This window comes from Streptomyces sp. AC512_CC834, from assembly GCF_019049325.1.
Lineage (GTDB): Bacteria > Actinomycetota > Actinomycetes > Streptomycetales > Streptomycetaceae > Streptomyces.
The window spans coordinates 1-12473 of record NZ_JAGMUO010000024.1 but is presented as its reverse complement, the minus strand read 5'-3'; the positions used below and the strand labels follow the sequence as shown (position 1 = coordinate 12473).

General features: G+C 69.4%; 18 protein-coding genes. 4 read left to right on the top strand and 14 right to left on the bottom strand.

Annotated elements, in window-relative coordinates:
- A complete protein-coding gene (locus KUM40_RS09005; protein WP_217164809.1) occupies positions 1-306 on the bottom strand; it encodes a hypothetical protein in 306 nt (101 codons plus the stop codon).
- Between the two features lie 252 nt (positions 307-558).
- Here KUM40_RS09005 and KUM40_RS09000 point away from each other — a divergent pair, with 252 nt between their 5' ends.
- Complete coding sequence (locus KUM40_RS09000) at positions 559-954, top strand: DUF192 domain-containing protein (RefSeq protein ID WP_217164808.1); 396 nt, start codon at positions 559-561, stop codon at positions 952-954.
- Here KUM40_RS09000 and KUM40_RS08995 read toward each other — a convergent pair.
- Positions 951-1124: a hypothetical protein gene (locus tag KUM40_RS08995; RefSeq protein WP_217164806.1), complete on the bottom strand. Its 174-nt coding sequence runs from the start codon at positions 1122-1124 to the stop codon at positions 951-953. The genes KUM40_RS09000 and KUM40_RS08995 overlap by 4 nt on opposite strands.
- Positions 1125-2023: 899 nt before the next feature.
- Between KUM40_RS08995 and KUM40_RS41165 the strand changes: the two genes are divergently transcribed.
- The 3 genes from KUM40_RS41165 to KUM40_RS08980 are packed head-to-tail and all read left to right on the top strand — an operon-like array spanning position 2024 to position 3210.
- A complete protein-coding gene (locus KUM40_RS41165) occupies positions 2024-2407 on the top strand; it encodes a hypothetical protein (protein WP_254394818.1) in 384 nt (127 codons plus the stop codon).
- A gap of 43 nt (positions 2408-2450) precedes the next feature.
- Positions 2451-3008, top strand: a complete 558-nt coding sequence (locus KUM40_RS08985; protein WP_217164804.1) for a hypothetical protein — start codon at positions 2451-2453, stop codon at positions 3006-3008.
- Positions 3009-3018: 10 nt separating this feature from the next.
- Positions 3019-3210: a hypothetical protein gene (locus tag KUM40_RS08980; protein WP_217164802.1), complete on the top strand. Its 192-nt coding sequence runs from the start codon at positions 3019-3021 to the stop codon at positions 3208-3210.
- A 15-nt stretch (positions 3211-3225) separates the two neighbouring features.
- Here the strand turns inward: KUM40_RS08980 and KUM40_RS08975 are convergent, their stop codons facing one another.
- From KUM40_RS08975 to cpaB, 12 genes are all read right to left on the bottom strand, one after another.
- Complete coding sequence (locus tag KUM40_RS08975) at positions 3226-3768, bottom strand: hypothetical protein (RefSeq protein ID WP_217164800.1); 543 nt, start codon at positions 3766-3768, stop codon at positions 3226-3228.
- Between the two features lie 44 nt (positions 3769-3812).
- A complete protein-coding gene (locus tag KUM40_RS08970; protein WP_217164798.1) occupies positions 3813-4436 on the bottom strand; it encodes an OmpA family protein in 624 nt (207 codons plus the stop codon).
- A gap of 8 nt (positions 4437-4444) precedes the next feature.
- Positions 4445-5035 (bottom strand): hypothetical protein, encoded by a 591-nt coding sequence (locus KUM40_RS08965; protein ID WP_217164796.1) that lies wholly within the window; start codon positions 5033-5035, stop codon positions 4445-4447.
- A gap of 33 nt (positions 5036-5068) precedes the next feature.
- The gene (locus KUM40_RS41160; RefSeq protein WP_254394817.1) at positions 5069-5668 is read right to left on the bottom strand and encodes a pilus assembly protein TadG-related protein; all 600 of its coding nucleotides are present in this window, start codon (positions 5666-5668) and stop codon (positions 5069-5071) included.
- Complete coding sequence (locus tag KUM40_RS41155; protein WP_254394816.1) at positions 5665-5865, bottom strand: Flp family type IVb pilin; 201 nt, start codon at positions 5863-5865, stop codon at positions 5665-5667. Before KUM40_RS41155 ends, KUM40_RS41160 begins: the two co-directional genes overlap by 4 nt.
- A gap of 330 nt (positions 5866-6195) precedes the next feature.
- Positions 6196-7131, bottom strand: a complete 936-nt coding sequence (locus KUM40_RS08955) for a DUF5936 domain-containing protein (protein ID WP_254394815.1) — start codon at positions 7129-7131, stop codon at positions 6196-6198.
- Positions 7132-7145: 14 nt separating this feature from the next.
- Complete coding sequence (locus tag KUM40_RS08950) at positions 7146-8090, bottom strand: type II secretion system F family protein (protein ID WP_217164792.1); 945 nt, start codon at positions 8088-8090, stop codon at positions 7146-7148.
- A 10-nt stretch (positions 8091-8100) separates the two neighbouring features.
- A complete protein-coding gene (locus tag KUM40_RS08945) occupies positions 8101-9438 on the bottom strand; it encodes a CpaF family protein (protein ID WP_217164790.1) in 1338 nt (445 codons plus the stop codon).
- Between the two features lie 24 nt (positions 9439-9462).
- Positions 9463-9813 carry a TadE/TadG family type IV pilus assembly protein gene (locus KUM40_RS08940; protein ID WP_217165110.1) on the bottom strand — a complete coding sequence of 117 codons (351 nt, stop codon included), beginning with the start codon at positions 9811-9813 and terminating at the stop codon, positions 9463-9465.
- A 193-nt stretch (positions 9814-10006) separates the two neighbouring features.
- Positions 10007-10336, bottom strand: coding sequence for a pilus assembly protein (locus KUM40_RS08935; protein WP_254394829.1), 330 nt, complete (start codon positions 10334-10336; stop codon positions 10007-10009).
- Positions 10337-10428: 92 nt separating this feature from the next.
- Entirely contained in the window at positions 10429-11685 is a 1257-nt protein-coding gene (locus KUM40_RS08930; protein ID WP_217164785.1) for a P-loop NTPase, read from the bottom strand.
- 7 nt (positions 11686-11692) lie between these two features.
- Positions 11693-12400, bottom strand: coding sequence for a Flp pilus assembly protein CpaB (cpaB, locus tag KUM40_RS08925; RefSeq protein WP_217164783.1), 708 nt, complete (start codon positions 12398-12400; stop codon positions 11693-11695).
- Positions 12401-12473: the final 73 nt, after the last annotated feature.

Sequence of the window (12473 nt, the reverse complement as noted above, 5' to 3'; positions counted from 1 at the left end):
CTACTTACCGCTTCCCTTGCCTTGCTTCTTGTTGGCCGCGGCGAGTTCGTCGTCTAGTTTCTCGAAGGCCTCTTTGACCGTGAGCAACGCCTTGGAAGCCTTCTCGGAGAACTTCGTGAGTTGTTTGATTCCGTACGACCACTCGTCGCCGAAATCGTCCATGCGCCGGGCAAGCTCGGGTACCCCCATGGAACTGCCGGTGACCTCTTCCATCTCCCGTCCCGGCTTCTTCATCAATTCCGCTATGTGGTCGAGGTTGTGCCTCACCCGGTTCAGCACCTCGTAGTCAGCCGTCAGATCGCTCACAGTCCCCCGGTTCCCTTCCCACGGCGTGCAGGTCGACCGACACCCACTTCCCCCGGAGCCGCAAGGTCAGCAGCAGCGACGGCATCTCCTCAAACACAGCAAACCTATCCAGAAGCTGCATGGGAACACCAGTTCGCATGCACCTCTCCAGCCACAGCGAAACCCGGCTACCAGGGATATCTTTGGGCTCGCGTGGCGTGGGCGGGATGCGTTCGGCTGCGGTGGGGCGGCGGGCCATGGGGAGGCGGCGAAATGGGACGGCGGCGCTGGCGGAACGGGCCGGGTGTGCTGATCGTGGCGGTGCCGGGCGACGCCGGGAGCGTGCGGGTTCCGCTGGAGATCGCCGGGTCGTACCGGGCTCGTACCAAGGGGCTGTTGGGGCGGGATTCCGTCGACGGGATGCTGCTCCTGACACCCGCCAACAGCGTGCACACCTTCCGCATGCGCATGCCCATCGACGTCGCCTACCTCGACCGGCGCCTCACGGTCATCGCCGTACGCACCATGCGGCCGGGCAGGCTGGGGCTGCCCCGGTGGCGTTCGCGGCACGTGCTGGAGGCGGAGGCCGGGGCGATGGACGGGTGGGGAGTGCGGGTGGGGACGAGGGTGGAGATCGTGGAGAACCGGCGGAGCAAGGGCCGGTCCTAGTCGCTGACGTCGATGCCGTGACCATCGCCGCACCCCTCGAAGATGCTCGGGGCGCCGTGAGTGATCACGAGGACGTAGGAGGTCGGCACGAGGGCGCAGTCCTGCTCTTTCCACTGCACGGCGAAGACCGTCCATATGACAAAGAGGATCACTACGATGATGGACGGCACGCTCCTCGTGGTGTGCCCTGCGCCGTCACTGTCCTCCGTGCGGTGGTGTCCCGGTCCTCCAGGGCTCGCTGGGCCGCCAGGGCCCGCTGTCGGTGGTCCGCTTCGGGCCGTCGAACGTTCCCAGGGGCGTCTGCCCTCGGGCTCCCCCGTGTCGTCCGGTCTCATCGCGTTGGCTTCTCCTCTGTCCGGTGCGTTCGACGTCTTCGGCGGCGGACATGTCCACGCCTATTTACTGTGCCGCGGATTGACGGCCCCGTCGTCAGCGGGGAGTGCAGTCCTCTTTGCCGTGGAGTGCGGCTCGGGGAGATGTGGGGAGCAGTCGGCCGGTCGATGCCGAGCTCGGTGCGCCGATCGTCAAGAAGGTCTGCACCCTCAGCGAAGGACAGGGCCAGTAGTGTGTCGGACAGTGATGAGCCGGTTCACAACAGAGAGGTTCGGCGGGGGAGTTGAGCAGTTCAGGTGGGAGCGGCTCAGGCGGGGGCGGTTCGCCGGGCCGGCGGAGGATCGGGGAGTGGGCGGCCGTGGTCTCGGCGATCACCGCTGTCGCGGGGCTCCTCCTGGCACTCTTCGGAATACCTCTCGTGGGAAGTTCCTCGCCGCTCAGCCGGAGCGTCGCGAACTCCGAGTCCTCCCCCACTTCCGCCGCGCCCACGTCGCCTTCGTCTTCACCGTCGTCCTCGGCGCGGTCCTCACGTTCTCCTTCACGGCCGTCTCCGTCCTCAGCTCCGCCTTCATCGGCATCACCGACTCGGCAGCCAGCGGGCGGGAGCAACGGGGCCCGCCCTGCCGAAGCGTCCTGCTCGTCCTCTCTGCCCAAGAAGTGGCATCGGGTCAAGGAGCCCGATCTGACCGTCTGCTTCGGCCTGCCGGACGGATGGGGCGAGACACCCGCCAGTGAGGTGCAGAGCACCTGGCACTCGCCGAACGGCGCACACGCCCTGAGCGTCAAGCGGGACACCTCGTACGGATCGACCGCTCAGGCGGCCTCCGCGGGGCAACTCGCCTGGTACCGCGATACCGCCGAATCCTCGATGGCCGACATCGAGGTCACCACGCATAAGACGCGCCAGAACGGCCGCGAGGCTCTCTGGTTGGAGATCGACTATCACTGGGCGAAGCAGAGCGAACCCCGCAAGCGCCTGGAGGTCTTCGTCGCGGGCAAGACGGGCTACGTGTACCAGTTGCTGGTCGATACCGAGGCGACCTCGCAACGGCTCTCCGAGCAGGCCCGCTTGTTCTCGACGGCACGCGCGAACCTTCTGATCGACGTCACCACGACTTGAGGTCTGGTGGATCCCGGCGGTGGCCTGGTTGCATACTCACCGCATGGCCTTGCCCTCCGGTCGGTTCCGGGATCCGCGCAGCACCGAGTACGACTTCATCGGCTCGATCATGGTGCGATGCCCCGGTTGCGAGAAGGTCGCACGCGTGATTCCAGTACCCGGCGACTCCGAACACGGGGGAGGCAGGACCCTGTTCAGGCCGCGGCGCCTGGTCTGCCGTGGATGCGGGCTGGCACGGTCGTGGGGCGGACGTCTTGTCACGCTCGCCCGTGGCACGGCACAGCCCGCGACGGACCCGTACTTCGGCATGCCGCTGTGGCTCCAGGTGGAGACCCGGCACGGATGGCTGTGGGCGTACAACCTCGAGCACCTCGACCTGATCCGCCGCTTCGTCCAGGGGTCGCTGCGGGAACGAGCGCCCTGGTACGACACCGGGCAGAGGATGACCTTGGTGGCACGCCTGCCGGCATGGATCAAGCGAGCGAAGAACCGGAACGAGATCCTGCGCGCGGTCGGCCGGATCCACGCTTCGCTGGGCGCCGCTGCACTGTCTGCAGCGGGCTCACGCGATCTCATTCACCACGTTGCCCGTGAACGCTGAGGACTGGCCAATGACTGGTATCGACTGGGAAGAACCGTTCTGCGGGGAAGGCAACAACTGCTTCCGCCTCGGCACCGGCTCCGAAGGCCGCGCCTACATCGCGGTGGCCGGGCAGGAGGGCCGCTACCTTGCCGACAGCCGGGAGGCGCTTCGGGCGTTGATAGCCGAGATCAAGGCGGGGAAGGCCGACCACCTGCTGTAGCTTCCGCGCCTGCCTTCAGGGCGAGACGATGTGGAGGCGTGCCGTGCCGTTCGCGCCGGTCGTTGCCTGGATCACCACCGCGTCGGGCTGGGCGCTGGGGCGTGTGTCGGCCAGGCCTCCGCAGGAGTTGCCGCTGCCGTTGGAGCGGAGGACGGTGATGCAGCCCTGGCCGGGGCCGCTCGCGCCGCCCTTGGACTGGCCGTTGCCGGACTTCACCTCGTACTCGATCTTGTCCGGGCCGACCTCGGTCACGGACAACGTTGCCGCGGTGCCGTCCGGTCCCTGGAAGCGGATGGTCACGGGCTTCGTCACCGTGATCTCACAGTTGCCGTCGGTGCAGGCGTCGGTGTTCTGGCCGTCCGCTGCCGAGGGGGCCGGCGGCTCGGTCTTGCGAGTGTGCTCCGGGGGCGGGGGCTGCGTGGCGGAGCCGGTTGCGGTGGGGCGTTCCGGTGGGGAGGACGGTGCCGCGTCGGTGTCCGGCGTATCCGGTGACGTGCTGCAGGCTGCCGCCGTCAGCGCCATGAGCGCCGCAAGGGCGGGCAGTGAGTACCGGCGCATGCGCTTCCTTCTGGTGATTGCTCGGGCTGGGCGTCGTCGGCTCGTCAGGGTTCCGTGCGGGGGAAGGTGATCTCGACCCTGCGGTTCTTCTTGCGGCCGGCTTCGGTCGAGTTGTCGGCGATGGGGTACTGCTCGCCGTAGCCGCGGACCTCGTAGGTGATGCCGGCGTCGTTCAGGGACTGGGACAGGACGTCGTGTACGGCGTTGGCGCGCTTCTTGGAGAGCACGTCGCCGTGGGCGGAGGAGCCCAGGTTGTCGGTGAAGCCGAAGACGCGGATCCTTGAGGCGTTCTGGGTCCTGATCTCGTCGGCGATGCCTGTGATGCGGGACTTCGCCTCGGCGCCCAGTTTCGCGCTGTCCTTGCCGAACAGCACCTCGGCCTGGAGCGCGAGGGTGACGCTCGTGTTGGTGTCCTCGCGGCGTTCGTCGCCGCTCTGCTCTTCCACGACCGACTTGATGTCCAGGACCTTGGCCTGCGCGAGCGTGGCGCCGTCGGGGATTTTGAGATCCGGGTCGTTGGGGTCCACCTCCACGGGGGCGGAGGCGGAGGGCTCCGTGCCCGGGGGGTCGTTGGGGTCGTCGTCGGCGTGGGCGGCCGTGGTGGTGCCGTAGAGGGTGGTGGCGAGCAGGAGGCTGACGGCGGCTGCCAGGCGTGGGGGTGAGGTCATGGCGTGCCTCACCCGGAGATCTTGATGGTGCCGGTGGTGAACATGGGCAGTTGGAGCGTCACCTCGGTCGCGTCGGCGGGGGGCGCGGGGAATTGCATGAAGACCGGGAGGGACTCGCCTGCCTTCAGGGCTGGGAAATTGGTGGTCGTGAGTGGCCGACCGTCTGTGTCGCGCAGTACGTAGTAGCGCTTCTTGCCTTTGGAGTCCACCAGAGTGGCACCGCCGAGCGAGCTGCCGTTCCGGATGATCTCGGTCTCGTTGCCGCTCAGTTGGGCGGGAACGTTGACGGTCTCGCCGCCGTCGTTCTTCAGCTCGCCGCTGACCGTGATGAAGCCACCGGCATCACGTTCTGCGGAGGTGACCTTGAGGAACAGGCCGCTGGGTCCCTTCAGCTCGGCCAGTGTCTCCGTCGTGTCCCCCTCCTGGGTGTCCGGCTTGGCCTCGCTGCTCCTGGAAGCCGACGCCGACGCCTCCGGCTTGTCGTCGCCGTCTCCACCTCCTCCGCCGCCGCCACAACCCACCAGGCCGAAGGCCAGCACGATCGCAACGGGCCACGCGGCCAGTCCCCCGCGGGCCCTTGTTGTGAACCGAATGCTCATGACTCCGCTTCCTTCGTCCTCGTCGTTCGCTTGTCAGCTATCGGCCAGATGGACATCGAAGAGATCCTCGGGTTTCGGTAGGTCCGAGAGGTCGTCCGGATTCAGGTCCCAGTCCTCGTCACCGTCGCAGGAAAGGCTGGGCAGCGCTTCGTCGTCCGCATTGTCGGCGGGCGGCTCGGGGGAGCAGCGGGCTTCGATGACGGCGGTCGCGGTCTCCGTCGCCTTCTGCTCCTCCGTGCCGGGCACGATGCTGTCTCCGACGGTGTCGTTGGTCTCGGCGACGACGGTGTAGCCCAGGAGCCCGTCCGGTGCGCAATCCGCGCTCGCGTCGTTGCGTGCCGCCATCTGCTGAGCGCGCCAGCACGCGCTGGGGACCGGCGCTTTCCCGTCGAAGATGTCCTGCCACGCATCCGGTTCCAGGACGTTTTCGATCCACTGGTCCGCGAGGCGGTCCCGGGTTTCCAGAGCGGCTGCGAGTGCGGCGGCATCGGCTGCCGTCTGCGCATCGCTACGAGTCGCTGCGGCCTGGCCGACCGCGAAGTACGCGAGCGCGAGAAAGAGCAGGCCGGCCACCACCGTGATGTAGATGGGGAATGCCTGCCCTGCGTCGCTGCGTCCGCGTGCAGGCGTCAACCGCCGGTGACCTCGGTGATCTTGTCCTTGATCGCGTTGTAGATCGTCTGCCCGATGTCCGTCCCCGTGATCGCCAGCACGATCGCCACCACCACCGCGATGATCCCCAGGTACTCCACGGCCGTCTGGCCCTTGTCGTTGCGGGCGGCGGCGCGGGAGTGCAGGTATGCGGCGGTGGTGTGCAGCCAGTTGGTCATGGTGTTCCCCTCCAGAGTGGTCGAAGCCGCGTTCCTCGCGCGGGACGTACGGGTGGGCGGCGGGGATCTGCCGGATGGTCAGGCCGGACGGGATTGCGTCGTTCACGATCTCCACCTCCCTTGCGCTCGGTTGGGACCTCGACCTGGCGGGAGTACCAGACAACGACTGTCCCACAGCGGATTGCAAGTGCGAAAGGTATTGCGTGAAAGTAGCTCGACTGAGCTGTAGATTGGCGGTTGTTGACGTTCTTGATACGTGTGCAGTCGCACCTTTGTGATGTACGTCCTCCCCTTTCCCCGACTGTGTGAGCGACATGCCGTTCTCCTCCCCTACTCGCCCGTGATCGTTCCGAAGTCCGTCCCGGAGCCCAGGATCAGGCCGGCGCCGAGGAGGATCATCGTGGCCGGGACCATGAAGGTCGTGATCATCATCGTGGCCTTGGGGACCGCGCGGGCGGCCTTGCGGCGGGCGTTCTGGGCGTCGGTGCGGCGCATGTCCTTGGCGAGGGAGACGAGGGTGTCGACGATGGGGGCGCCCAGTTCCTCGCCCTGTTGGAGGGCCGTCACGAACATCGCCACCTGTTCGGAGTCGTTGCGCCGGCGCAGCTCCGTGAACGCCTCGCGGCGGCTCATGCCGAGGTCCATCTGGCGGAGCGTGATGCGGAGTTCGTCGGCCCAGGGGCCCTCGTAGCGCGTCGCCACCCGGTCCAGTGCCTGGCGGAAGCCCAGGCCCGCGCTGACCACGACCGCCAGGACGTCCAGGAAGTCGGGGAGCGTGCGCTCGATGACGTCCTTGCGGATGCGGATCGCCGACCAGATGCCCACCTCCGTCCAGAACGCGCCGAAGGACAGCAGGAGGAGCGCCATCAGGTACTGGCCGCGCAGGGCGAAGACCAGGAAGCCGACGGCGCCCAGGAAGCCGTAGACCGCGCGGCGGGCGGCGTAGCGGTCGATGGTCAGGCCGCCGGGGTTGCCGGCCAGGTCGATCCGGCGCCGGTATCTGGCGACCAGGGCCGGGCCCATCAGGCGCAGTACGGCGGGGGCGTAGCGCATGCCCATGCGGTCGATGAGGGAGTCGACCGCGCCGGTGCGGGTGGACCCGACCTCCAGGGCGAGGGCGAGGTCGTCGGGGAGTTTGGCGTCGGCCCGGTACATGCGGACGCCGGCGAAGATCCCCCAGACGCTCAGGCCCATGAGCAGTGCGAGAGGCAGGCCCAGTTCCGGGCCCAGTTCCGGGCCCAGTTCCAGTTCCAGTCCCAGTGGCATGCTCTTCCCCCTCCTCAGACGTCGATGCGGGACAGGCGGCGGATGAGGACGAAGCCGACGGCGTACAGCGCGAAGGCGGTGATCACCGCCGCCTGGCCGACCGGGGAGCCCGTCATGCGTTCCAGGGCGCCGTCCTTCACCCCGTTCATCAGGAACAACGAGCCGACGCCGAGCACGGGCACGGCGTACGACGTCATGCTGACCTGGGAGAGCTGGGTGCGGACCTCGCGTCGGGTCTCCTTGCGCTCCTCCAGGGTCTCCGTCAGGTTGCGCAGCGCGCTGACCACCTGGCCGCCCGCGCGGCTGGACAGGACGAGGGTGGTGACGAGGACGACCAGTTCGCGGGAGGGGAGGCGGCCAGCGAGTTCGCCGAGGGCGTCGTCCATCGAGGAGCCGATGGCCAGTTGGTCGGCCACCTTGCCGAGTTCCTCGCCGGCCGGGGCCTCCAGTTCCTCCGCCGCCATGCCGATGGCGGTGCGCAGGGCGAGACCGGCCTGGGTGGCGTTGGCGAGGATGCGGGCGAGTTCGGGGAGTTGGTTGATGAACTTCTCGATGCGTTTCTGGCGTTGCCAGTTGAGGAACTGGACGGCCACGCCCACGCCCAGCAGGCCGGCCAGGGGGCCGAAGAAGGGGGCCAGGGCTGCCTGGCCGATCAGCCACAGGCCGGCCACCACGGCGAGCATGTAGGCGAAGAACTCGCCGGGTGTGACGTCCAGGCCGGTCGCCGCCAGGCGCAGTTCCAGTTTCCTGCCGAGCTTGGTGCGGCGCAGGCGGCGGTCCAGCCCCGGGAAGCGGCGTCGGCGTCCGGGCATCGGTGCCTGCCCCGTCGCGGCGAGGCGTTCGACCAGGGCCGCGCGCTGGGCCTTTCCTGCGGTGTAGGAGTGCAGGCCCATGACCGCCAGGACGCAGGTCAGCAGTGTGACGCCGGTGGTGAGCGTGACTAGCGATTCCAGTTCCATCGGGCGGTTCCTACCTGGCCTCTCGGGTCGTGAGCTGGTCCGGGGAGTGGGCGACTCGGAAGGCCTGCGGGATCGGCTGGCCCGCCATGTAGAGGCGTTCGGCGGTGCGGTGCGGGAGGGGGTGGTACTCGTACGAGCCGTGGATACGGCCGTCGGGGGTCATCGGGTGGGCGTTGAAGCGGGCGACGGTGGCCAGGCGGTACGGCTCGCCCCCGTGGCTGGCCAGCAGGGCGATCTCGGTGATGCGGCGGGCGCCGTCGGCGAAGCGCGTGAGCTGGACGAGGACGTCGACGGAGCTGTTGATCTGGTCGTGCAGGGCCACGAAGGGGATCTCCACGTCCGACATCGAGGCCAGGGTCTGCAAACGCATCAGGGCGTCCTCCGCGCTGTTGGCGTGGACGGTGGCCAGCGAGCCGTCGTGGCCCGTCGACATGGCCTGGAGCATGTCCAGGGACTCTCCGCCTCGCACCTCGCCGACGACGATGCGGTCGGGACGCATGCGCAGCGAGTTGCGGACCAGGTCGCGGATCGTCACCCGGCCCTGGCCCTCGACGTTCGGTGGGCGGGACTCCAGGCGGATGACGTGCGCCTGCTGGAGCTGGAGTTCCGCCGAGTCCTCGATGGTGATGATGCGGTCGGATTCGGGGATCAGGCCGGACAGGGCGTTGAGGAGGGTCGTCTTGCCGGTGCCCGTCGCCCCCGAGACGATGATGTTGAAGCGGGCCTGCACCAGGCCGGCGAGCAGGTAGAGCATGTTCTCGTCGAGCGAGCCGAGGCCGATCAGCTCCTGGAGGGTGAAGGAGCGCGGGAAGCGGCGGATGGTGAGGGTGGGGCCCGTGAGTGCGAGCGGCGGGATGATGACGTTGACGCGCTCGCCGGAGGGAAGGCGGGCGTCGACCATCGGGTTCGACTCGTCCACGCGGCGGTTGACCGTCGAGACGATCCGCTCGATGGTCTGCATCAGTTGGTCGTGGGAGGCGAAGCGGAGCGGGAGCTGCTCGACCCGGCCGCCGCGCTCGACGAAGATCGCGTCGGGACCGTTGACCATGATCTCCGTGATCGAGGCGTCCTCGAGGAGCGGCTCCAGGATGCCTAGGCCGAGGGCCTCGTCCACGACCCGGCGGATCAACTGGGAGCGTTCGACGGTCGACAGGACCGGGCCCTCGCGGCTGATGATGTGGCCGAGGACCCGTTCCAGGCGGGCGCGGCGTTCGGCCATCGCGAGCGAACTCATCTCCGCGAGGTCGATCTCCTCCAGGAGTTTGGCCCGGTAGGAGGCGACCAGGTGTCCGTCCTCGCCCCGGCCGCCGTTCTCCTCGGGCGAGTGGATGCGTGCGCGCAGGCTCATGCGTCCTCGGCTCCTCCGTCGGGGTCAGTGGTCCAGCGGCATGGTGGCGGTCCTGGTGGCGTCCCCGAAGTCCCAACCGGGGACTATCGAGGGGATGTCGACGGTGGCGGTGACCGTCACGTCGTCGCCGGAGTACGACGGGGGGCAGTTCGTGCCGTCCGCCAGCCAACTGCTGACGGCGGCCGCGCACGCGTCCCCGGCGCTCTCCCGCAGCGAGGCGCTGCGGGCCCCGGCCCTGGCCGCCGTGCCGGCCTGCTGGGCGGTGTACGCGATCAGGCCGAGCTGTACGACGGCCATGCCGACGACGATCAGGATCGGGAGGAAGCCGAGGTACTCGATGGCCGCCTGGCCGCGGTCTGTCCGGCGGCCGCTCAGGCGGTCCGTCCGGCGGTCCGTCCTGTGGTCCGTCCTGTGGTCCGTCCTGTGGTCCGTCCTGTGGTCCGTCCTGTGGTCCGTCCGGTGGCCGCTCAGGCGGTCCGTCCAACGGTCCGTCCGGCGGCCGCTCCAGCGGTAGGCCCGGTGGCCGCTCCGGCGGTAGGCCCGGCGGTCGTTCGCGGAGTACGGCATCTCAGTCGTCCTCCTCCTCTACGGCCCCCGCGTGTCCGTGCACGGTGAAGGGGAAGCTGATCGTGCCCGGGAAGAGGATGGGGACCTCGATGCGCACGTCGGCGGTGACGTAGCCGCCCGCGGTGCCGCAGTCCACACCGGCGCCTCCCTCCCACGCGCCCGGCAGCTTGTCCCGGCCCGCCTCCTGGCAGGCGCCCTGCCGCGCCCCCCGCTCGGCCGCCGTCGCCGCCCGTACCGCCTCGTCCGCAGCATTCCCCGCGAGCGTGTACGTGTATCCCACGAGTACGAGCTGCCACAGCACCACCAGCGTCACGATGATCGTCGGCGTCATGCCGAGGAACTCGATGGTGACCTGCCCGCTGTCCCGGCCCTGGTCCCGGCCCCGGCCCCGGCCCCGGCCCCGGCCCCGACGGCGTAACCCGCTCACCCCGCACCGTCCTTCCGGCGTCGGAAGGCGCCCGCCCCCCGGTCCCCGCGGAAGCGGCCGTGTCCCTTGCGGTCGGCGTCGGGTGCGCCGGCCAGGCCCAGTTCGCCCGCGAGGGCCCAAAGGGCCTGCTTCACCGTGCTCTTGCCGTCCAGTTCGTGGACGCGGCCGGCGTCCACGGCGCCCTGGAGTTCCTTGAAGTTGGCGGGGACGGCGGTGGCGGCGATCGCCGTGCCGGTGATCTTCTGGATCAGCGGCGGCTGGATCTCCGTACCCCGCGTGTGCCGGTTGACGACCACGGTCGTCTCCTCCGCCTTGCGGATCTGCAGCCGGTCCCACATCCGCACCGCCCGCTTGGCGCCCCGTACGGCGACCACGTCCGGGGTGGTGACCAGGAGCGCGGTGTCGGCCATCTCCACTGCGGCCGCGCCGGCCCCGCCGAGCTGGGCGCCGCAGTCGACGACGACGACCTCGTACCGGGTGCGCAGCGCACCGATGATCTGGCGGGCGGCGCGGTCGGTGACCTCCTCGCCGCGTTCGCCCTCGCCGGGGGCGAGCAGCAGGGCAAGACCGCTGTCGTGGCGGAAGACGGCGTCGGCCAGGACGCGCGGGGAGATGTCGGTGATGGCGGCGAGGTCGGCCACGGAGCGGCGGAACTGGACGTCCAGGTAGGAGGCGACGTCGCCGGTCTGCAGGTCCATGTCGAGCAGGGCCGTGGACCGGCCGGACGCCTGGGCCGCCAGGGCGAGTTGGACGGCGGTCAGGGTGGCGCCCACGCCGCCCTTCGCGCCGCTGACGGTGACGACGGTGCCGCCGGCTCCGGTGAAGACGTCGACGGCGCTGCCGAGGTGCCGGCGGACGCCCACCGACCACTGGGCCACCGCCTGGACACGGCTGGCGAGTTCCTCGTAGCCGAGCGGGAGGGCGACCAGGCCGCGGGCGCCGTAGTCCATGGCGGCCTGGAAGAGGCCGGGCCCGGGGTCGGAGGTGACGAGGATGACGCCGACGGCCGGGAAGCGGAGGGCGACATCGCGGATCAGTTCCAGGGCGGGGACCGGGCCTATGCGCTCGTGGACGATCACGACCTCGGGCAGTTCGTCGACCGACTCGGCGGCCAGCCGGGCGAGGGTGTCGACGAGCTGGGTGGAGTCGACGACCGGGGCGACAGGTTCGGCGTCCGGGAGCTGGCTGAGCAGCGTCGTGAGGGACCGTACGGCGTCCGCGTCGCCGACTGCCGGGAGGATCCTCGTGGCCATACGGTTCTCACTTGTCCTTCGCGAGTTCGTACGTCCGGTCCTTGTCCGGGACCGCGGTGTCGCCGCCGGGCGCCACCAGCGCTAGCCGGACGCGCCGGGCGAACGACTCGGCGTAGGTGATGCGCTGGGCGTCGATGGTGGACAAGGCGAAGGTGATGGGGACGGCGTCGGTGGGTTCGCGGTCGCGGCTGTTCTCGTCGGGCTCGAGCGCGGTGAGTTCGCCTACGTCGATGACCTCGGCGTTGGTCACGATGATCCTGGACTGGTCGGGGTCGCCCTCGCGCTGTCCCTCGAAGGTGGCGTACACGTTGACGGTGGAGCCGGGGGTGATCTTGCCGGCGACGCCGGTCGCCGCGTCGATCATGATGGCGACCTCCTGCTGCCCGGGGCGCAGGGCGGGGGTGTCGACGATCATGTCGGTCTGGAGGAGCGAGCCCGCCTCGAGGGTCGTCACGGCGATCTTGCCGCGGATCTGGTCGAGGTCGGTGACCGCGTTCTCCGACAGCCAGCGCTCGGGCATCTCTATCTTCTCGAACTGCGTCGCGCCGAGCGACGTGTACGGCTTCACGTCGGATTTCACCCGGTACGCGGTGACCTCGGGGCCGACCTTGGACTTCACGTCGTTGATGACGGCGAGCACGCCGGCGAAGGCGCCGAGGGCGCACAGGACCGACAGGATCAGCAGGATGATGCCGCGGCGCTGACGGGAGTTCATGGGCCGTGCAACCTCATTGGGGGAATCGGTCGGACCGGACCGGACCGGGGCGGATGTCGGGGCGGGCGGGCGG